The following is a 19,286-nucleotide window of genomic DNA, read 5'->3' on the forward strand; positions in this document are numbered from 1 at the left end:
CCCGGCACGGTACTGCCGGTTGGCCGTCCACCGCACGTCCAGCGCGCGGGCTCGTGTCACCATGACCGGTGCCGGTGCCGCCGAGCCCCGGCCATCGCCAGCCGTCCCCGGGGAGTACGCGTGCCAGACGTCGGCCCGACCGCCGTGCTCCCGCGCCGGCCGCTGACCGTCGGGGAGCTGCTCGACTCCGCCGTCCTGCTGCTGCGCCGGCACGCCCGGGTGCTGATCCCGGCCGCGCTCGTCCTCGCCGCCGCCGAGCAGTTCCTGCTGCACCCGCTGCGGGTCGCCGCCGGGGCCCGGCCACCCGGCTTCGCGTTCCAGCTCGGACACCTCGTCCCGTCCTGGGGGCTGCTGGCGGTGGGAGCGGCCACCGAGGCGGTGATCGTCCTGCTGCTCGGCAACCCGGCCGCCCGGGCCGCCGGGGCGGCGCTGCTGGGCCGTACCGCCGGCCCTGGCGAGCTGCTCCGGCCCGCCGGCGCCCGGCCGTGGGCGACCGCGCTGCTGGCCGCCGGGGTCGGCGCGGTAGTGCTCGTGGCGGCCCTGCTCGGGCCGGGCTGGGTGGTCGCCTGGGCGCTGCTGGGTTCGGTCGCGTCGGCGCTGGTCGTGGACCGGGTCGCCGCCGCCCGGGCACCGCTGCGCGCGGCCGTCCTCGCGCTGCGCGCCGGCTGCCGGGCCGCCGCCGTCCGCCTCCTCGGCTACCTGGCCTGGTGGATCGTCCGGGTCGGGCTGGGCCTGGGCGTCTTCTACGGGCTACGCGAGCTGGGCCTCGTGGACCTCACCGACCCGGCCTGGGCGGTGCCGGTGTCCGGCGCGATCTGGGCCGGCGTGAACGGCGTCGCCTACCCGGCGCTGGCCTGCCTCGACGCGGTCCTGCACCTGGAGGGCCGGATCCGCACCGAGGGGCTGGACATCCGGCTCTCCCGGGCCCCGGCGGGCCACGGCGAGCCGGCGCTGCTGGCGGCCGACCGGTGAGCCTGAGCCGGTGGTGGACCGAGACCACGGCCGCGCTGGGCGACCACCTGCCGCTGCCGCTGGCCGCGCTGCTCCTGCTGCTGACCGCCGGGCTGGCCGCGCTCGGCTGGTACCACCACCCGGCCTGGGTGCCCCGCCGGCTGCCCCGACTCCGGCTCCGGTTGCCCCGGCGCCGCCGGTCCCGGCCGCCCCGGGTCCGCCGGCGCCGGGGCACCGGGCCGGCCACCGCCGGAGCGCCGGTGCCCGCACCGGACGCCGCCCCGGCGGACGCCGGTCCCCTGGCCGACCGGCTGGCGGCGCAGGGCCGCTACGCCGAGGCGGTCCGGGAGCGGCTGCGCGGCATGCTCGGCGAACTGGTGGCCCGGCGGGTGGTGGAGCAGCGCCCGGGGATGACGGTCGCGGAGCTGACCGCAGCCGCCACGGCGCGCCGGCCCCCGGTCGGCCCGCCGCTCGCCGCCGCGGCCGGGATCTTCTCCGACCTCTGGTACGCCCAGCGCCCGGCCGCCGCCGAGCACGACCACCGGATGCGGGAGTTGGCCGCGGACCTGCACCTTGTCCTGACGGCTCCGGCCCCGCGGGGCGGTGAGCGGGCATGACCGCCGCGCCGTACCGCGCCGGGCCCGCCGACGCGGCGCCCGCCCCACCGGCATCCGCCGCCGCACCGCGCCGCTGGCACCGGCTGGCGATCCCGCTGGGACTGGCCGCGCTGCTGATCACGATCACCGTGCTCACCCATGCCGTGGACCAGCCCGACCCCACCGAGCCGGGCTTCCTCTCCCCGGTCGCCACCGACGCGGACGGCGGCAGCCGGCTCGCCGCCGCGCTGCGCGACCGGGGCGTCGTCGTGCAGCGGGAGACCGACCCGCTGCGGGCGGTGCTGGCCACCGCCGGGCGGGCGACGCTCTTCGTGCCCGCGCCGGGGCTGCTGCATCCGGACACCCTCGGCGCGCTGCGCGACCTGCCCGGCCGGATCCGGCTCGTGCTGGTCGACCCGCCCCGGCAGGTGCTGGAGGCCACCGGCCTGCCCCTGGTCCCCGCCGGCCGGCGGTGGGCCACCCGGGCGGTCGGCCCCGACGCCGACGGGCGGCCCTGCGCGCTGCCCGAGGTGGCCCGCGCCGGGGTCGCCGCCGCCGAGCGGCAGCGCTACGCCGTCCCGCCCGACCGGTCCGGGGCGACCGTGGACCGCTGCTACGCCGCCGGGCTGGCCCGGGTGCCCTGGGCGACCGAGACCGTGGTGATCGGGGCCAGCGACCCGTTCCGCAACGACCGGATCGGCGAACGGGGCAACCGGGAGCTGGCCACCGGCCTGCTCGGCACGACCGGCCGGGTGGTCTGGCTCGACCTGGACGGCCCCGCCCCGCCGCCACCGGACCCCGGCGGCACCGACGGGCCGAGCCGGCCGGCCAATCCCGAGGGCCCCGGCGGCGGGACCGGCGACGACGAACCGGGCACGCCCGGCGAGGACCGTGGCGACGAGGGCGCCGCCGCCGACGGCCCGTCCCCGCCCAACCCGCTCTGGGCGGCCTTCCCCGCCTGGTTCTGGGCCCTGCTGGCACAGCTCGCCCTGGCCGCGCTGCTGCTGGTGCTCTGGCGGGCCCGCCGGCTCGGCCCCCCGGTGTCCGAGCCGCTGCCGGTGGCCGTCCGCTCGGCCGAGACGGTGCTCGGCCGGGCCCGGCTCTACCAACGGGCCCGCGCTCGGGGCCCGGCCGCCGACACGCTGCGCGCCGCCGCACTGGCCCGGCTGCTGCCCCGGCTCAACCTGCCCGCCGACCCGCCCGCCGACGCGGTGGCCGCCGCCGTCGCCGCGCGGGCCGGCGGCACCGCCGCACAGGTCCACGACCTGCTGTACGGCGACGAGCCGAGCAGCGACCGCGAGCTGCTGGACCTGGCCCGCTCGCTGGACCGGCTGACCCGAACCGTCGCGGGAACGCCCGACCCGGCCCCGGCGGACGCCGGACCGCACGGGCACCCGCCGGCGCACGCCGGTGGACGCCCACCGGGCCCGGCCGACGCCGGCCCACCGGCCGACCCGCCCGGCCCCGACCGGCCGGCGGCCGTCCCCCGCCCCCGCCCCGCCCCGCCGAAGGAGGACCCCCGGTGACCCGACCCGCCGGAACCACCGAGCCGCCGACCGCCGGCCCGGACGACGCCCGCGCCGCCCTGCACCGGCTGCGCGCCGAGGTGGCCAAGGCGGTCGTCGGGCAGGACGGGGTGGTCACCGGCCTGGTGCTCGCCCTGCTCTGCCGGGGGCACGTGCTGCTGGAGGGGGTGCCGGGGGTGGCCAAGACGCTGCTGGTCCGGACCGTCGCCGCCGCCCTCGACCTGACCAGCAAGCGGGTGCAGTTCACCCCGGACCTGATGCCCGGCGACGTCACCGGGTCGCTGATCTTCGACCCGCGCACCGCCGCGTTCACCTTCCGCGAGGGGCCGGTCTTCACCAACCTGCTGCTCGCCGACGAGATCAACCGGACCCCGCCGAAGACCCAGTCCGCCCTGCTGGAGGTGATGGAGGAGCGGCAGGTCTCGGTGGAGGGCGAGCGGCGGGCGCTGCCCGACCCGTTCATCGTGGCCGCCACCCAGAACCCCGTCGAGCACGAGGGCACCTACCCGCTGCCGGAGGCGCAGCTCGACCGGTTCCTGCTCAAGCTCACCGTGCCGCTGCCCAGCCGGGACGAGGAGCTGGGGGTGCTCCGGGCCCACCACGCCGGGTTCGACCCGCGCGACCTGGCCGCCGCCGGCGTACGTCCGGTGGCCACCGCCGACGACCTGGCCGCCGCCCGGGCGGCGGTCGGCCGGGTGCACGTGGCCGACCCGGTGCTCGGCTACGTCGTGGACCTGTGCCGGGGCACCCGGGCTGTGCCGGCGCTGGAGCTGGGCGCCTCCCCCCGGGGCGCGACCGCCCTGCTCGGCACCGCGAAGGCGTGGGCCTGGCTGGCCGGTCGGGACCACGTCACGCCCGACGACGTGAAGGCCGTCGCCCGCCCCACCCTGCGGCACCGGCTGCGGCTGCGCCCGGAGGTGGAGTTGGAGGGGGTCGGGGTGGACGCGGTGCTGGACACGGTGCTGGCCACCGTGCCGACGCCCCGATGACCTGGCGGGCGGCGGCGCTGCTGGCGGCGGGCGCGGTCACCCTGCCGCTGTGGCCGGCGCCGTTCGTCGGGGTGGCGCTGATGACCGTGGCCGTGCTGGCGCTGGCCGCCGTCGACTGGGCGCTGGCCGCGCCGCCGGCCGGGGTCGCGGCCGACCGGGGCGGGGACCGGCGGGTCCGGCTCGGCGGCACCGCGACCGTCACCCTGCGGCTGGCCAACGCCTCGCCCCGTACGCTGCGCGCCCGGGTCCGGGACGAGTGGGTGCCGTCGGCCGGAGCGCGGCCGGACGTGCCGCCGGGGCGGGTGGTCCGGGTGGCCCCGGGGACGAGCGTCGACCTGCCGACCCGGCTCACCCCGTCGCGGCGCGGGGACCGGCCGGCGGTCGCGCTGACCGTCCGCTCGTACGGGCCGCTGCGGCTGGCGTTCCGGCAGCGCGCCGGGCACCCCGCCACCCCGGCGTGGACGCTGCGGGTGCTGCCCCGCTTCGACTCCCGCCGGCACCTGCCGGAGAAGCTGGCCCGGCTCCGGGTGATCGACGGCACCCAGGTGACCCGGGGCCGGGGCGAGGGCACCGAGTTCGACGCGCTGCGCGAGTACGTCGTCGGCGACGACGTCCGCTCGATCGACTGGCGGGCCAGCGCCCGCCGCTCCGACGTGCTGGTGCGCACCTGGCGCCCGGAGCGGGACCGGCGGCTGGTCTGCGTCCTCGACACCGGGCGGACCTCGGCGGCGCGGATCGGCGACGAGCCCCGGCTGGACACCTTCCTCGACGCCGCGCTGCTGCTCACCGCGCTGGCCGCTCGCGCCGGCGACCGGGTGGACCTGATCGCGGCCGACGCCGTGGTCCGGGCCGCGGTGAGGGGCGCGGGCCGGCCGGCGCTGCTGGCCCGGCTGGTGGACGCGGTCGCCCCGCTCCAGCCGGCGCTGGTGGAGACCGACTTCGCGCTGATCGCCGGCGAGGTGCTGCGCCGGGAGCGGAGGCGCAGCCTGGTGGTGCTGTTCACCGCGCTGGAGGCCGGGGCGCTCGGCGAGGGGCTGCTGCCGGTGCTGCCCCGGCTGGCCGCCCGGCACCAGGTGATCGTCGCCGCGGCCCACGACCCCGTGCTCACGGCGCTCACCGCCGCCGTGCCGGGCCGGCCCGCCGACGCGTACGCCGCCGCGGCGGCCTGGCGCGCCCTGGCCGAACGGGACCGCCTGCGCGCCGTCCTGAGCCGGCACGGCGTCACGGTGCTGGACGCCCCGGCGGACCGGCTGGCCCCCGCGGTGGCCGACGCCTACCTCCGCCTCAAGTCCCTCGGCCGGCTCTGAGCCCGGGGGCGTCGACCGTGGACCCGGCGGTACCCGGCCGGACCCGGCTCCCGCCGGCCGCGCGCCGGCCGAGCAGGACGACGTACGCCAGGAAGGCGAGCCAGACCGTCGCGCCGGCGCCGACGCGGAGCGCGGCCGGCAGCGGGGCGGGGGTGACGAACGCCTCCAGGCCGGCGGAGACCGCGAACACGCCGACCAGGCCCAGTGCGACCAAAACGGCGGAACGGCCGGCCTCGGCCACCGCCCGGCCCCGAGTCAGCCGGGGCGGCGGCGCGATCCACGCCCACGCGGTGCGCAGGCCGACCCCGGCGGCCACGAAGACCCCGGTGAGCTCCAGCAGACCGTGCGGGGTGATCAGGCCGAAGAACACGTCGGCCCGGCCGTAGGAGACCATCACCCCACCGACCACCCCGAGGTTGAGCGCGTTCTGCCAGAGCAGCCAGAGCACCGGCACGACCAGCACCCCGGCGGCGAGGCACTGGGCGGCCAGCCAGGCGTTGTGCGTCCACAGGTGGAAGGCGAAGGTCGGCGCGGAGAACTCGGTGTAGTAGCCGGCGAACCCGGAACGGACCAACTCGGCGGCGGCCTCCTCGCCGACGAACGCGGCGGCGGTGTCCGGGTGCCCGGCGACGTACCAGATGAGGAAGCCGCTGAGCAGGCTGAAGGCGGTCGCCACCGCGCACCACCACGGCCAGGCCCGGTAGACCGCCCCGGGGAAGCCGACCAGCAGGAACCGCCCGACGGCGGCCCACGACGGACGGGGCCGGCCGGTGATCCGGCCCCGGGCCCGCAGGACGAGCTGGGACAGCTCGGCGACGAGCCCCGGTTCGGGCGAACGGCTGCGCAGCACCGACAGGTGGGTGGCGGCCCGCTGGTAGAGCGCCACCAGCTCGTCGGCCTCGGCGGCGGAGAGCCGCCGCCGGCCGGACAGCTCCGCCAGCCGCCGCCACTCGCCCCGGTGCTCGCCCACGTACGCGTCGAGATCCACAGGCCCTCCCCCGTCCGGCGACCATAGTGTTCACTGTGCTGGTGAGCGCGCAACCACCGGCACCGGTCGCCGCCGGCCCAGCGGTCGCCGGCCCGGCGGTCACCGGCCCGTCCGGCGCCGACGCCGACCTGGTCAGCGGCGAGGCCGTGGCGCTGGACGTCCGGGCCGCCCGGATCGGCTCCCGGGTGCTGGCGCTGCTGCTCGACCTGGTGGCGCAGGCCGGGATCGCGGTGTTCCTGGTGGTCTGCCTGTCGGCGGCGGTCGCCGCGCTTCCCGCCGGGCTCGCGGACGCCGCGCTGAGCGGCGCGTTGCAGACCGTCGGGGCGGTCCTGGTGCTGGTCGGCTACCCGACGCTGTGGGAGCGGTTCGCCGGCGGCCGTACGCCCGGCAAGCTGGTCGTCGGGCTGCGGGTGGTCCGGGCCGACGGCGGGCCGGTGGGGCTGCGGCAGTCGCTGACCCGGGCGCTGGTCGGGGTGGCCGTGGAGTGGCCCGGCCTGGTGCTGCCCCTGCTGAGCTGGGTGGCGAGCGTGGCGGTGATGCTCACCGACCGACGCGGCCGGCGGCTCGGCGACCTGGTGGCCGGCACGATGGTGGTGCACACCCGAGTCGCCGCAGCCTGGCGGCCCGCCCCGTTGCTGACCCCGGCGCTGGCCGGCTGGGCGTACGCGCTGGACCTCACCCGGCTCGACGACGACCTCGCGCTGGCCGTCCGGCAGTACGTCACCCGGGAGCACCGGTTCGCCGAGCCGGCCCGGTCCCGGCTGGCCGGGGCGCTCTGGACGGAGGTGGCCGCCGTGACGACCCCGCCGCCGCCGGCCGGCGTACCGGTGGGGATGTGCCTGGCCACGGTGCTGGCCGAGCGGCACCGCCGGGCGACCCACCGGCTGCACCGGGCCCGGGCCCGCGCCGCGACACTGTGGCCGGAGCTGGCCCCGGCACCGGCCGGGGGTGGGCTGCGCGCGGCCGTCCCGGTCACCGGGCCCGGCGACTGACCCGCCGGTACGCGGCCCGCGCGGTCCGGTGGGCCCGACGCCGCGCCGACGCCGGCCGGTCGCCGTCGCCGGTGCCGGTGCCGGCCGGGCGGCTCAGCCGAAGAGCGTGCGGCCCCAGTGGTCGCCGCCGTCGCGTACCCCGGGCGGGCAGGCGAAGATGCCGCTGGAGACGTGCCGCAGGTACTCGTTCATCGCGTCGTTGCGGGCCAGCCGGGTCTGGATCGGCACGAACTGCCTGCGCGGGTCCCGCTGGTAGGCGATGAAGAACAGCCCGGCGTCGAGCCGGCCCAGTCCGTCCGAGCCGTCCACGAAGTTGTAGCCCCGGCGCAGCAGGCGCGCGCCGTCGTGCTGGCTCGGGTGGGCGAGCCGGACGTGCGCGGTCTCGGCGATCAGCGGCTGGCCGTCGTCGCCCTTCGCGGCGAGGTCGGGCTCGTCGAACTCGTCGCCCCTGCCCAGCGGCGCGCCGCTGCCCTTGGTGCGGCCGACGATCTGCTCCTGCTCGACCAGGGAGCTGCGGTCCCAGGTCTCGACCAGCATCCGGATCTTGCGGGTGACCAGGTACGACCCGCCGGTCATCCAGTCCGGCCCGTCGCCCGGCTGGGCCCAGAGCTGCTCGCGCAGCAGCCCGGCGTCCTCGGCCTTGAGGTTGGCGGTGCCGTCCTTGAAGCCGAACAGGTTGCGCGGGGTGGCCTGCCCCCGGGAGGTCGACGAGGTGCGCCCGAAGCCGAGCTGCGACCACCGGACGCTCACCACGCCCATCCCGATCCGGGCCAGGTTCCGGATGGCGTGCACCGCCACCTGGGGGTCGTTGGCGCAGGCCTGGACGCAGAGGTCCCCGCCGGACAGCTCCGGCCGGAGCGCGTCGCCGGCGAAGTGCGGCAGCTCGGCCAGCGCGGCGGGCCGCCGGTCGGCGATGCCGAACCGGTCCCGGCCCTGGGCGTCGCGGAACAGCGTCGGGCCGAAGCCGATGGTGAGGGTGAGCTGCGACGGGGGCAGCCCGAGGGCCTCGCCGGTGTCGTCCGGCGGGGCCTCGGGGACGCCGCCGACCGCGCCGATCACCCCGGCGTCCTTCCCGGTGGTCATCCGGGCGGCGGCGGCCGTCCACTCCTGGAGCAGCGCGACGAGCCGGTCCCGGTCCTTGGTGACGACGTCGAACGCGACGAAGTGCAGCCGGTCCTGGGCCGGGGTGGTGATGCCCGCCTGGTGCTCGCCGTGGAACGGCACCGCGCCGGCCGCCGCGCCCTGGTCGGCGGCGGCCTGCTCGCCCCCGCCCCGGACCAACGCGCCGGCCCCGGCGGCGACGCCGGCCACCCCGGCGACCCCGGCGCCGGCGATCGTGATCGCCCGCCGCCGGGACACCCGGTTCCCGCTCATGCCGTCACCCTCCCGTGCTCTCGCTGCGCCCACCCGGGCGGCCGGTCATCGGGCGACGACCGCGGCGACCTTGCTGATCGGCTCGGCCAGCGCGTTGATGCTGTCCGACAGTTCCTTCAGCTCGGCCTTGCCCAGCGCGGTGTGCAGCTTCCAGCCGTCGCCGTCGCGGTGCTTGCCGAGCGCCGCCTCCACGTTGGCGAACTCCTTGTCGAGCTGGGCGACCAGCTCCGGGGAGCGCTGCTCCAGGGCCGGGCGGAGCGCCGCGATCGCGGCCTTCGAGCCCTCCAGGTTGGCGTTGAAGTCCCAGAGGTCGGTGTGCGAGTAGCGCTCCTCCTCGCCGGTGATCTTGCCGCTGGCGACCTCGTCGAGCAGCGCCTTCGCGCCGTTGGCGAGCTGGAGCGGGGTGAGCTTCTCGGCGTTGGCCTTGGCCACGATCGCCTTGACGTCGGTGAGGAGCTGGTCCGCGATCGGGCCGTCCTTACTGATGTCGCCGGTGGTCCACAGGTCCTTCTCGATGCGGTGGAAGCCGGTGAACTCCATGCCCTCCTCGACGACCTCCTCGCGGCCGTCGATCTTCGGGTCGAGGTCGCCGAAGCTCTCGGCGACCGGCTCGATCCGCTCCCAGTAGGTGCGGGCCACCGGGTACAGCGCCTTGGCCTTCGCCACGTCGCCGGCCTTGACCGCGGCCACGAACTCCTCGGTCCTGGTCAGCAGGGCGGCGGTCTGGCTGTTGACGTACCGCTGGTAGCTCGCGGTGGCCTCGGCCAGCGCGGCGTCGGGGGCGACGGTCGCGGCCGTGCCGCTGACCTTCAGCGCTCCCCGGATGCCCTTGCCGATCATCCCGGGCTTGCAGGCCGTCTCGTACGTCCCGGCGGGCAGCTCGACGCGCAGCTCGCGGCTCAGCCCGGGGGCGATGTTCTCCACCTCGCCCATCACCCGGTCCCCGGCCGCGTAGACGTAGAACTCGGTGACCTTGGCACCGGAGTTGGTCACCTTGAAGGAGGTCTGGCCGGCGGGCAGCTCGGTCCGGCCGACCTCACAGGCGGTGTCGGTCGCCTTGACGGCGATCGGGCCCCCGTCGCCGGCCTCGGCGTCCTTCTCCGTGCCGCCACAGGCGGCGACGCCGGTGGTGGCCAGCACTCCGGCCGCGGCGAGCGCCATGAAGCGGGTGATACGCATCGGGGGTTCTCCTCGTGAGGTCAGGCGCGCGGCGACGCGGTCGCCGGCCCGGTTCCGCTGGTGGTGGAAGAGCCGGTGCCGGTGTGGACCGCCGGGCCGGGGGACGCGGCCGGCTCGGTGTGCGCGGGCCGCTCGGCGGCGTTCGCGGCGGTTCGGGCCAGGGCGGCGGGGCGGCGCAGGAAGAGCAGCAGCACCGGCAGGGCGTACGCGACCCAGGCGGCCGTCTCCAGCACGCTCGGCGCGGGGGTGATGTTGAACATCCCGGCGAGCAGGGCCGCGTACCAGGTGGTCGGGTCGAGGACCGAGGTGATGTCGAAGGCCAGGTCGTTCAGGCCGGGCAGCACGCCGGCCTCCTGGAAGTCGTGCACGCCGTACTTGAGGATGCCGGCGGCGACCAGGATCAGCAGGGCGCCGGTCCAGGTGAAGAACGTGGACAGGTTGATCTTCAGAGCGCTGAAGTAGAGGCCCACGCCGATGGCCACCGCGCTGGCGATGCCGCCGATCAGGGCCAGCAGCGGCCCGCTGTCCCCGGCCGCGCCCTGGGCGGCGGAGTAGAAGATGAGGGCGGTCTCCAGGCCCTCCCGGATCACCGCGAGGAAGGCCATCCCGGCCACCGCGACGGAGCCGACCGCGAGCGCCTCGCTCAACCGGCCGCGCAGCTCGCCGGCGATCGTCCGGGCGGCCCGGCGCATCCAGAAGATCATCCAGGTGACGAAGACGACGGCCGCGACCGAGGTGACCGCCTCGAACAGCTCCCGGTCCTCGGAGCGGGCCAGCAGCGAGGTCGAGGTGTACTCGATCAGCCAGCCGAAGAGCACCGAGAGGGCCACCGCGAGGCCGACGCCCGCCCACACCTGGGGGAGCCGGTCCCGACGCTGCGACTTCACGAGGAAGGCGACCAGGATGCTGACCACCAGGGTCGCTTCCAGGCCCTCCCGCAGGCCGATCAGGTAGGTGGCGAACATCAGGGCTCCGTGATCGTCAGGTATGCCTCAGCTAACTTAGGGCAGCCATACCTTCCTCCTGTTCCGTGACCTCGTCAAGTCGTTCATGGCGACATCACCCGTCCGCGGCGCGGTCGCCCGCGGGCCCGGTACGCGAAGGGACCGGGCCGCCGCGGCGGGCCCGGTCCCTGTCGTGCGGATCAGTAGCGGTAGTGCTCCGGCTTGAACGGGCCCTCCGGCGAGACGCCCAGGTAGGCGGCCTGCTCCTTGGTCAGCGTGCTCAGCTTCGCGCCGAGCGCGGCCAGGTGCAGCCGGGCGACCTTCTCGTCCAGGTGCTTGGGCAGCACGTAGACGCCGACCGGGTACTCCTCGGTCTTGGTGAACAGCTCGATCTGGGCGATCGTCTGGTTGGCGAACGAGTTCGACATCACAAAGCTCGGGTGCCCGGTGGCGTTGCCCAGGTTCAGCAGCCGGCCCTCGGAGAGCACGATGATCGCGTGCCCGTCGGCGAACTTCCACAGGTCGACCTGCGGCTTGATGTTCACCCGCTCGACGTCGGAGCGCTTGGCCAGGCCGGCCATGTCGATCTCGTTGTCGAAGTGGCCGATGTTGCCGACGATGGCCTGGTGCTTCATCCGGGCCATGTGCTCGTTGGTGATGACGTCGAAGCAGCCGGTGGCGGTGATGAAGATGTCCGCCTGCCCGACCACGTCGTCCAGGGTGGAGACCTGGTAGCCGTCCATCGCCGCCTGGAGGGCGCAGATCGGGTCGACCTCGGTCACCACGACCCGGGCGCCCTGGCCGCGCAGCGACTCGGCGCAGCCCTTGCCCACGTCGCCGTAGCCGAGCACGACGGCCATCTTGCCGCCGATCAGCACGTCGGTGGCCCGGTTGATGCCGTCGATCAGCGAGTGGCGGCAGCCGTACTTGTTGTCGAACTTGCTCTTGGTCACCGAGTCGTTGACGTTGATGGCCGGGAAGAGCAGGGTGCCGGCGCGGTGCATCTCGTAGAGCCGGTGCACGCCGGTGGTGGTCTCCTCGGTCACGCCCTTGATGCCGGCGGCGATCCGGGTCCAGCGCTGGCCGTCCTCGGCGAGGCTGCGGTGCAGCGTCTTCAGGATGACCGCGTACTCCTCGGAGTCGGCGGACTCGACCGGCGGGACGACGCCGGACTTCTCGAACTCGACGCCCTTGTGCACGAGCAGGGTCGCGTCACCGCCGTCGTCGAGGATCATGTTGGGGCCCTGGCCGTCCGGCCAGGCCAGCACCTGCTCGGTGCACCACCAGTACTCCTCCAGGCTCTCGCCCTTCCAGGCGTAGACCGGGACGCCGGCCGGAGCCTCGGGGGTGCCGTCCGGGCCGACGACGATCGCGGCGGCGGCGTGGTCCTGGGTGGAGAAGATGTTGCACGACGCCCAGCGGACCTGCGCGCCGAGCGCCACCAGGGTCTCGATCAACACGGCGGTCTGGATGGTCATGTGCAGCGAGCCGGTGATCCGCGCCCCGGCGAGGGGCTGCGCCTGCGCAAACTCGCGGCGGATCGCCATCAGGCCCGGCATCTCGTGCTCGGCGAGCTGGATCTCCTTGCGTCCGAACTCGGCGAGCGACAGATCCGCCACCTTGTAGTCGCCCTCGGCGAGGGTGCTCGGCCGGACCTCGGACGGCGTGCCGCTGGGGGCCGCCGGGAGGGTGCTGGTCATGGAAGCTCCTGTCGAACGAACGAAGTGCTGCGCGACCCTCCACCTTACGCGCGGTGGCGGACAGCGCACGGGGCGGTCGGTCGTGAACGGACTCTCCGCCCACTGTCCGGCCGCCCCGCGCATCCCCCCGGTTTGGTTCCCCGCGCGCTCTCGGACCTTCGTCGCGATAACGCTGCGTACCCATAGAGTCACACTGCGCCAGACTCGCGTCAAGCTATTCCGGGAATTTCGGATATGTGTCGGATGGCCGAGGCGACCCGCCCCGGAACGGGCGACGGATCAGTCGAGCCCGGCGGTGGCCACGTACGCCTCGCCCTCGCCGTCGAGGACGAGCGGACCGGCGTCGGCCGGGCCGATCGCGGCCTGCCCCGGCGCGAGGACGACGCCGCCCCGGCCGTCGTCGACCAACAGCTTCCCGGCCCGGCAGAGCACCACCCGGGGGCCCGGCACCGCGAGCCGGACCGGCGGGGTGTCGGCGGCCAGCCGCACCCGGTGCAGCGCGAAGTCGTCGACGGGCACCGGCCAGCGGACCACCCCGGCCGACACCGGCTCCGGGGCCACCACCGGGTCGTCGAGCACCTCGAAGCGGAGCACCCGCAGCAGCTCGTCGACGTCCACCCGCTTCGGGGTCAGCCCGCCGCGCAGCACGTTGTCGCTGGCCGCCATGATCTCCACGCCGGTGCCTCGCAGGTAGGCGTGCAGGTTGCCGGCCGGCATCCAGATCGCCTCCCCGGGGGCGAGCCAGACGTGGTGGAGCAGCAGCGCCACCAGCACGCCGGGATCGGCCGGGTAGTCGGCGGCCAGCGCCCGGGCCAACTCCGCGTCCGGCCCGGCGGCCTGCGCCGCCAGCACGTCCGACACCAGGGCGGCCCGCCGCGCCGCCGGCCAGCTCAGCAGCAGCCGGACGGCCTCCCGCAGCCCCGCTGGGCCGCCACGCAGCGCCGCCACCACCGGCTCCAGCGCCGGTACGCCGAACGCGGCCAGCGCCGCGGCCGACTCCGCCGGGTCGCGGAACCCGCAGAGCGCCTCGAACGGCGAGAGCGCGACCAGCAACTCCGGCTTGTGGTGCGGGTCGGCGTAGTTGCGCTCGGCCGCCGGGCGCGCCGCGTCAGCCGCGTACCCGGCGCGGGCCTGCTCCGGGTCCGGATGGGCCTGCAGGCTCAGCGGACCGTCCGCGGCGAGCACCTTGAGCAGGAACGGCAGCCGGGGGCCGAACCGCTCGACCACCCGGTCGCCGAGCCAGCGCCCCGGCTCGGCGGCCAGCAGGTCGACCAGGCTCGCCGCCGCGCCGTCGCGCCGCACCGTGGCCGGTGCGCCCGGGTGGGCGCCCAGCCACAGCTCGGCCTCCGGCCCGGCGCTGGGCACCGGGCGGCCCTGCAACTCGGCGATCGCCGAGCGGGAACCCCAGGCGTAGTCCCGAATCGACCCGTACAACGGCTCCATGCTCAGCTCCCAGCGCGGGACTCGCCGGCTGCGGGCTCCGCCGCGTACGGTACGGGGGCGGGCCCCTGGTCCGGAACGGCCGTCGGCGCCGCGGCGCCGGTGCCCGCCCGCTCGGCGGCGGCCGACCAGATGTCCGGCTCCAGATAGATCACCCGGGCGATCGGGACGGCCCCGCGGATCCGCGCCTCGACGGCGTTGATCCCCCGGGCCAGGTCCTCGGCGCTCTCGCACGCCGGGACCGCGATCTTCGCGGCCACCAGCAGCTCCTCCGGGCCCAGGTACAGCGTCTTCATGTGGATGATCCGCTCGACCTCGGGGCCGCCGGTGACGGCCTGCTCGATCGCGGCCAGGTCCTTCGGCTCGGCGCCCTCGCCGAGCAGCAGGCTCTTGGTCTCGATCGCCAGGACGATCGCGATGGCCACCAGCAGGATGCCGATCATGGCGGTGCCGGCCGCGTCCCACCTGCCGTCGCCGGTGATCAGGGTCATCCCCACGCCGAACAGCGCGAACACCAGACCGACCAGCGCGCCGAGATCCTCCAGCAGCACCACCGGCAGCTCCGGGGCCTTGGCCCGGCGGATGAAGTGCACCCAGGACTGGCTGCCCCGGATGTGGTTGGACTCCTTGATCGCGGTCCGGAAGGAGAAGCTCTCCATCACGATGGCCGAGACCAGCACGACGACCGGCACCCAGTGCCAGCTCTTGATCGGGTGCGGGTCGGCCGCCTTGTGCCACGCCTCGTACAACGCGAACAGACCGCCGAGGCTGAACAGCACGATCGACACGATGAACGCGTAGATGTAGCGCTCCCGGCCGTACCCGAAGGGGTGCTCGGGGGTGGCGGCGCGCTTGGCCCGCCGGCCGCCGAGCAGCAGCAGGCCCTGGTTGCCGGAGTCGGCCACCGAGTGGATCGACTCGGCCAGCATCGACGAGGAGTTGGTCAACAGGAACGCGATGAACTTCGTGATCGCGATGCCGACGTTGGCCAGCAGGGCCGCGACGATCGCCTTGGTACCGCCGTTGGCGCTCATCTCTCCGCCTCGATGCCGCACGTACTCACTGGTTCGCCAGCTCCTTCATTTCTGTGATGGCCGGAACCGCCATCGGGTCCAGTCCGTGTGCCAGGGCCAGGTAGACGGAGGCGAAGTCCGGCACCGCCACCAGCGAGGCGAGCCGCTCCAGCGCGGAGCCGCCCTCGGCGGTCACCACGTCGCAGCGCACCCCACGCCGCTCGGCGAGGGTCTGCACGGCGTCGGCCCGGCGCTCCTCGACCGCCAACGGCTCGTCGGTGTCGTCCTCGGCGTTGAGGCCGCCGTCGCGCAGCAGCACCAGCCGCAGCCGGGTGCCCTCGACCTCGGCCTCCTCCCGGTCGGCGAAGATGTCCCGCTCCCCCTCGGCAAGGCCGCCGAACACGCCGTCGAGCAGACCGACCCGGCCCCGGCCGGCCTCGCCGAGCGCCCCGCTGACCACGGGGTAGCGGGCGTTGGCCGACAGGGTGTCGCCGAACCGGCGGGCCGCCACGGTGGCCAGCGGCGACGAGCCCCAGACGATGGGGATCGACCCGGCCAGGCCGAGGGCCAGCGACTTCGCGGGGTTGACGAACGACTCGGCCGTGGGACGGCACCGGTCGGCGTCCGCGTCGAGCCGCGCCGCCGTCTCGGCCAGATCCGCCTCGTTGACCTTCACGAGCCCGAGCGTACGGGCGGCGAGCAGGACCGGCACGGTGAGCGCCCAGAGGCTGGCCCGGGCCGGTGCGCGGCGGGGCACCGGGATGAACGGCGCGCGGGCCCGCTCGGCCACCGACTGCAACCGCGAGTCGGGGGCGCCGACGGCGACCAGCCGGGCACCCCGGCGGTGCGCGGCCTCGGCGGCGCCGAGCGCCTCGGGGCTGCGGCCGGAGGCGCTGACCGCGATCACCACGTCGGCGGCGCCCACCCAACCGGGCACGCCGGCGCTGCGGTGCGGGATGACCGGGACCGGGCAGCGCGGCCCGGCGACCGTGGCCAGCACGTCCCCGGTGCGCCCGGCCGTGCCGATGCCGGCGATGACGACCGCCCGGGGGCGTCCGTCGTCGGCGAGCGCGGTCAGGTTCGCCTCGGCCGCCAGGGCGGCGGACTCCCGGACCTGCGCCCCGGCGGAGGCGGTGAACCGGAGCATGCCGCCCGGGTCGTGCTCGGCGAGGCCGTCCGCGTCGTCCAGGAGGGACTCGTCGGCGTCGCGTCGGCCGCTGACTCCGGCCGTTCCCTCCATCACGGCTGCTGCGCGGGTCCGCCGCGCGCCTCGTCGAGCAGCAGCACCGGCACGTCGTCGCGCACCTCGAAGATCCGGCCGCACTCGGTGCAGGTCAGCGTCTGCGCTCCGGCGTCGTAGTCAAGCGGGGCGTGGTGTGTGTCCGGACAGGCGAGGATCTCGAGCAACTGCGGGTCCAGGGCCACGGTGCGGCTCCTTCCACGGGTGCGGGGCGGCGGTCGGCGGTGCCGACCGGCGCAGGCGATCTTATCGGCGAACCCGGTCGAGCACCTCGTCGCGGAGCGAGATCATCCGTTCCTCGGTCGGTGCCTCGACGTTCAGCCGCAGCAGCGGCTCGGTGTTGCTGGCGCGCAGGTTGAACCAGGCGCCGTCGGGAAAGCTCAGGGTGAGCCCGTCCAGCTCGTCGGCGGTCGCCTCCGGGTACGCGGCGCGCACCTCGGCCACTCTCGCCGCCTGGTCGGCCACCGTGGAGTTGATCTCGCCGGAGGCGACGTACCGCTCGTACTCCCGGGCCAGCTCGGACAGCGGCAGGTCCTGCTCGCCGAGCGCGGCGAGGGCGTGCATGGCGGCCAGCATGCCGGTGTCGGCGAACCAGAAGTCCCGGAAGTAGTAGTGGGCGGAGTGCTCGCCGCCGAAGACGGCGTTGGTGCGGGCCATCTCGGCCTTGATGAAGGAGTGCCCGACCCGGGTCACCACCGGCTTGCCGCCGTGCTCGGCGATGATCTCCGGCACCGCCCGGGAGGTGATCGGGTTGTGGATCACCGTGGACCCGGGGTGCCGGGCCAGCTCGCGGACCGCCACCAGGGCGGTGATCGCCGACGGGGAGACCGGCTCGCCACGCTCGTCGATGACGAAGCACCGGTCGGCGTCGCCGTCGAAGGCCAGTCCCAGGTCGGCGCGGTGCTCGCGGACGGCCCGCTGGAGGTCGACCAGGTTCGCCGGGTCCAGCGGGTTGGCCTCGTGGTTGGGGAACGTGCCGTCCAGCTCGAAGTAGAGCGGCACGATCTCCAGCGGCAGCGCCGGCAGCACGGCGTCGCCGAGCACGCTGGGCACCGTCCAACCGCCCATCCCGTTGCCGGCGTCGACCACGACCCTCAGCGGCCGGATGCCGGAGAGGTCGACCAGCCCACGCAGGTGGGCCGCGTACTCCGGGCGCAGGTCGCGCCGCTCGGTCGCCCGCGGCGGCGCCTCGGCCGGACGCGCGGCGCCGGAGTCGAGCAGCGCCTGCGCCCGGTCCCGGATCTCGGCCAGGCCGCTGTCCTGCCCGATGGGGCGGGCACCCGAGCGGCACATCTTGATGCCGTTGTACTTGGCCGGGTTGTGACTGGCCGTGAACATGGCCCCGGGCAGGCCGAGGATGCCGGAGGCGTAGTAGAGCATGTCGGTGGAGGCGAGCCCCAGCTCGATCACCGACCGCCCCTGCGCCCGGACGCCGGTGGCGAACGCCTCGGCCAGGGCCGGGCCGGTGGCCCGCATGTCGTGCGCGATCACCACCGCGTCGCCGGGCTCCTCGGCGGCGGCGAGCACCTGACCGAAGGCGACGCCGAGCGCCTCGGCCGCCCGCTCGTCCCACTCGTCCGGCACCGTCCCCCGGACGTCGTACGCCTTCACGATCCGGGACAGATCAGACACGGGTTCCGCTCCTTGGCCGCAGGTCCTCAACGAACCCGAGCGTATCGGAGCGGCCCCTGTTCCCCCGCCTCAGCCGGGGAGGCGGGGCATGATCGTCGTCGCGTCGCCCCCACCGGCGGGCGCGGGCGGCTCGCCCGGTCCGCGCGGCGCCGGCGCCCCACCCGGACCGGGTGCCCCACCCTGCCCCGGCGCCTCGGGCTGGCCGGGCTGCCGGGGCGGAACGCCAGCGGCCGGGTACGTCGTACCGCCGCCGTAGACCCCGCCGCCGCTGACCGGTCCGGCGGCGGGCGGGCCGGGGCGGGCGCCGTACACCCCGCCGGACGGGGGCGCGGCCGGCCGCCCGTACACCCCGCCGGCGGGTGGCGCGGGCGGGGCCGCCGCCCCGCCTCCGGAGCGGTACGTGGTGCCGCCCGGGTTGCGCGGCACCGGCACCGGCGGGTACGCGCCCGGGGGGTCGGCCGGCTCCTTGTCGGCTCGGGACCGGCGCACCAGCAGCACGATCAGGCCGATGCCCACCACGACCAGGCCGACGCCGAAGAGCATGAACACCGACAGGCCGCCGGAGTTCTCCTCGGCGGCGACCGGGGTGGCCGAGCCGGCCCGGCCGGCGACCGCGGCCAGGGTCGGGCCGTCGGCGTCCACCGCCTCGGCCGGCGCGACGGTCGGGCGCGGCGACGGCTTACGCGTCGGGGTGGGTGACGGGCTCGGGCTCTTCTTCTCCCCGACCACCCGGGCCGTGGTGGCGTCCCGGCCGAGGGCGCGGCCGACCGCGTTGGTCGCCGCACCGGCCAGTTCCAGCCGGCCGCCCGGCGTGCCCGCCCGGAACGCCACGCGGTAGCGCACCGTGAGGCTCTTGCCCTTGCACAGCGTGGGGTTCGCCGGCGTCACCTGGCTCGCGGTCACCGCGCCCCCGCCGCCGGAGACCGACACCGGCCACCACCGGCCGGCCATGGCCACCTGGACGGCGGCATGGTCCCCGGCGAGGCCGTCGAGCCGCAGCCCCAGCCCGGTGCGGACGAGCACGCAGCCCTCGGTGCGCTTGCGCACCTCGACGTTGACCGCCCCCGGTGAGCCGCCCGGCCGGAAGCTGTCGGTCGAGCGCACCCGCACCGAGTCGCCGTCGGCCAGCGCCGGCGTCGCTCCGACGGCCACGAGGCCGCCCAGCATCACGCAGACCGTCGCGAGCCGCGTCGCCTGCCGACGTACCGCCATGATCACCTCGCCGTTCCTCCCCGGGTGGGGTCCGCGGGTCAGGTTACTACCGGGTGCGGGACCCGGTCGTTCGTCGAGCGCTCCGCATGTGCTCCGCGTTACGGAACCCGGCGCCGACAGCCGCCCGAGCGACGCCGTAGGGGCTGGCGGCGGGCCGGCGGAGGTCGGGGCGCGCCGGACGGCGGCGGGCGGGGCGCCCCGGA

General features: G+C 76.1%; 17 protein-coding genes. 6 read left to right on the top strand and 11 right to left on the bottom strand.

Going from position 1 to position 19,286, the window contains the following annotated elements; translation table 11 throughout:
- Window positions 1-120 precede the first annotated feature (120 nt).
- Genes OOK41_RS28500 through OOK41_RS28520 form a run of 5 tightly spaced genes read left to right on the top strand, consistent with a single transcriptional unit; the run spans window position 121 to window position 5,369 of the window.
- The gene (locus tag OOK41_RS28500; protein ID WP_117665833.1) at window positions 121-972 is read left to right on the top strand and encodes a hypothetical protein; all 852 of its coding nucleotides are present in this window, start codon (window positions 121-123) and stop codon (window positions 970-972) included.
- A complete protein-coding gene (locus tag OOK41_RS28505) occupies window positions 969-1,568 on the top strand; it encodes a DUF4129 domain-containing protein (RefSeq protein ID WP_266267348.1) in 600 nt (199 codons plus the stop codon). The genes OOK41_RS28500 and OOK41_RS28505 overlap by 4 nt, the downstream gene beginning before the upstream one ends.
- Window positions 1,565-3,073 carry a DUF4350 domain-containing protein gene (locus OOK41_RS28510; protein ID WP_266267349.1) on the top strand — a complete coding sequence of 503 codons (1,509 nt, stop codon included), beginning with the start codon at window positions 1,565-1,567 and terminating at the stop codon, window positions 3,071-3,073. The genes OOK41_RS28505 and OOK41_RS28510 overlap by 4 nt, the downstream gene beginning before the upstream one ends.
- The gene (locus tag OOK41_RS28515; RefSeq protein WP_117665831.1) at window positions 3,070-4,062 is read left to right on the top strand and encodes a MoxR family ATPase; all 993 of its coding nucleotides are present in this window, start codon (window positions 3,070-3,072) and stop codon (window positions 4,060-4,062) included. Before OOK41_RS28510 ends, OOK41_RS28515 begins: the two co-directional genes overlap by 4 nt.
- Window positions 4,059-5,369 carry a DUF58 domain-containing protein gene (locus OOK41_RS28520; protein WP_266267350.1) on the top strand — a complete coding sequence of 437 codons (1,311 nt, stop codon included), beginning with the start codon at window positions 4,059-4,061 and terminating at the stop codon, window positions 5,367-5,369. Before OOK41_RS28515 ends, OOK41_RS28520 begins: the two co-directional genes overlap by 4 nt.
- Here the strand turns inward: OOK41_RS28520 and OOK41_RS28525 are convergent.
- Complete coding sequence (locus tag OOK41_RS28525) at window positions 5,347-6,357, bottom strand: stage II sporulation protein M (protein WP_117665827.1); 1,011 nt, start codon at window positions 6,355-6,357, stop codon at window positions 5,347-5,349. The two genes, OOK41_RS28520 and OOK41_RS28525, sit on opposite strands and share 23 nt — an antisense overlap.
- A gap of 41 nt (window positions 6,358-6,398) precedes the next feature.
- Between OOK41_RS28525 and OOK41_RS28530 the strand changes: the two genes are divergently transcribed.
- Window positions 6,399-7,349, top strand: a complete 951-nt coding sequence (locus OOK41_RS28530; protein ID WP_266267351.1) for an RDD family protein — start codon at window positions 6,399-6,401, stop codon at window positions 7,347-7,349.
- A 93-nt stretch (window positions 7,350-7,442) separates the two neighbouring features.
- Here the strand turns inward: OOK41_RS28530 and efeB are convergent, their stop codons facing one another.
- From efeB to OOK41_RS28580, 10 genes are all read right to left on the bottom strand, one after another.
- Window positions 7,443-8,723, bottom strand: coding sequence for an iron uptake transporter deferrochelatase/peroxidase subunit (gene efeB, locus OOK41_RS28535; RefSeq protein WP_266267352.1), 1,281 nt, complete (start codon window positions 8,721-8,723; stop codon window positions 7,443-7,445).
- 45 nt (window positions 8,724-8,768) lie between these two features.
- Window positions 8,769-9,902, bottom strand: coding sequence for an iron uptake system protein EfeO (gene efeO, locus OOK41_RS28540; protein WP_266267353.1), 1,134 nt, complete (start codon window positions 9,900-9,902; stop codon window positions 8,769-8,771).
- A gap of 20 nt (window positions 9,903-9,922) precedes the next feature.
- Entirely contained in the window at window positions 9,923-10,867 is a 945-nt protein-coding gene (efeU, locus tag OOK41_RS28545) for an iron uptake transporter permease EfeU (RefSeq protein ID WP_266267354.1), read from the bottom strand.
- 179 nt (window positions 10,868-11,046) lie between these two features.
- The gene (ahcY, locus tag OOK41_RS28550; RefSeq protein ID WP_266267355.1) at window positions 11,047-12,546 is read right to left on the bottom strand and encodes an adenosylhomocysteinase; all 1,500 of its coding nucleotides are present in this window, start codon (window positions 12,544-12,546) and stop codon (window positions 11,047-11,049) included.
- Between the two features lie 279 nt (window positions 12,547-12,825).
- Window positions 12,826-13,989: a mannose-6-phosphate isomerase, class I gene (gene manA, locus OOK41_RS28555; protein WP_266267356.1), complete on the bottom strand. Its 1,164-nt coding sequence runs from the start codon at window positions 13,987-13,989 to the stop codon at window positions 12,826-12,828.
- 2 nt (window positions 13,990-13,991) lie between these two features.
- On the bottom strand, window positions 13,992-15,020 hold the full coding sequence (locus tag OOK41_RS28560) for a cation diffusion facilitator family transporter (protein ID WP_266267357.1): 1,029 nt from the start codon (window positions 15,018-15,020) through the stop codon (window positions 13,992-13,994).
- 25 nt (window positions 15,021-15,045) lie between these two features.
- Window positions 15,046-16,242 carry an SIS domain-containing protein gene (locus tag OOK41_RS28565; protein ID WP_117665812.1) on the bottom strand — a complete coding sequence of 399 codons (1,197 nt, stop codon included), beginning with the start codon at window positions 16,240-16,242 and terminating at the stop codon, window positions 15,046-15,048.
- Window positions 16,239-16,424: a Trm112 family protein gene (locus OOK41_RS28570; protein WP_117665810.1), complete on the bottom strand. Its 186-nt coding sequence runs from the start codon at window positions 16,422-16,424 to the stop codon at window positions 16,239-16,241. The genes OOK41_RS28565 and OOK41_RS28570 overlap by 4 nt, the downstream gene beginning before the upstream one ends.
- 61 nt (window positions 16,425-16,485) lie before the next feature.
- The gene (locus OOK41_RS28575) at window positions 16,486-17,871 is read right to left on the bottom strand and encodes a phosphomannomutase/phosphoglucomutase (RefSeq protein ID WP_266267358.1); all 1,386 of its coding nucleotides are present in this window, start codon (window positions 17,869-17,871) and stop codon (window positions 16,486-16,488) included.
- Between the two features lie 69 nt (window positions 17,872-17,940).
- On the bottom strand, window positions 17,941-19,083 hold the full coding sequence (locus OOK41_RS28580) for a hypothetical protein (RefSeq protein WP_266267359.1): 1,143 nt from the start codon (window positions 19,081-19,083) through the stop codon (window positions 17,941-17,943).
- Window positions 19,084-19,286: the final 203 nt, after the last annotated feature.

It is taken from the genome of Micromonospora sp. NBC_01655 (assembly GCF_026339755.1).
Taxonomy (GTDB): Bacteria; Actinomycetota; Actinomycetes; order Mycobacteriales; family Micromonosporaceae; genus Micromonospora.

What these genes read in the sequence shown, in the direction of transcription:
- OOK41_RS28510 (WP_266267349.1), top strand. Translation starts at nt 1,565, where the DNA reads ATGACCGCCGCGCCGTACCGCGCCGGGCCCGCCGACGCGGCGCCCGCC.
- OOK41_RS28520 (WP_266267350.1), top strand. Translation starts at nt 4,059, where the DNA reads ATGACCTGGCGGGCGGCGGCGCTGCTGGCGGCGGGCGCGGTCACCCTG.
- efeB (WP_266267352.1), bottom strand. Translation starts at nt 8,723, where the DNA reads ATGAGCGGGAACCGGGTGTCCCGGCGGCGGGCGATCACGATCGCCGGC.
- efeO (WP_266267353.1), bottom strand. Translation starts at nt 9,902, where the DNA reads ATGCGTATCACCCGCTTCATGGCGCTCGCCGCGGCCGGAGTGCTGGCC.
- efeU (WP_266267354.1), bottom strand. Translation starts at nt 10,867, where the DNA reads ATGTTCGCCACCTACCTGATCGGCCTGCGGGAGGGCCTGGAAGCGACC.
- ahcY (WP_266267355.1), bottom strand. Translation starts at nt 12,546, where the DNA reads ATGACCAGCACCCTCCCGGCGGCCCCCAGCGGCACGCCGTCCGAGGTC.
- manA (WP_266267356.1), bottom strand. Translation starts at nt 13,989, where the DNA reads ATGGAGCCGTTGTACGGGTCGATTCGGGACTACGCCTGGGGTTCCCGC.
- OOK41_RS28560 (WP_266267357.1), bottom strand. Translation starts at nt 15,020, where the DNA reads ATGAGCGCCAACGGCGGTACCAAGGCGATCGTCGCGGCCCTGCTGGCC.
- OOK41_RS28580 (WP_266267359.1), bottom strand. Translation starts at nt 19,083, where the DNA reads ATGGCGGTACGTCGGCAGGCGACGCGGCTCGCGACGGTCTGCGTGATG.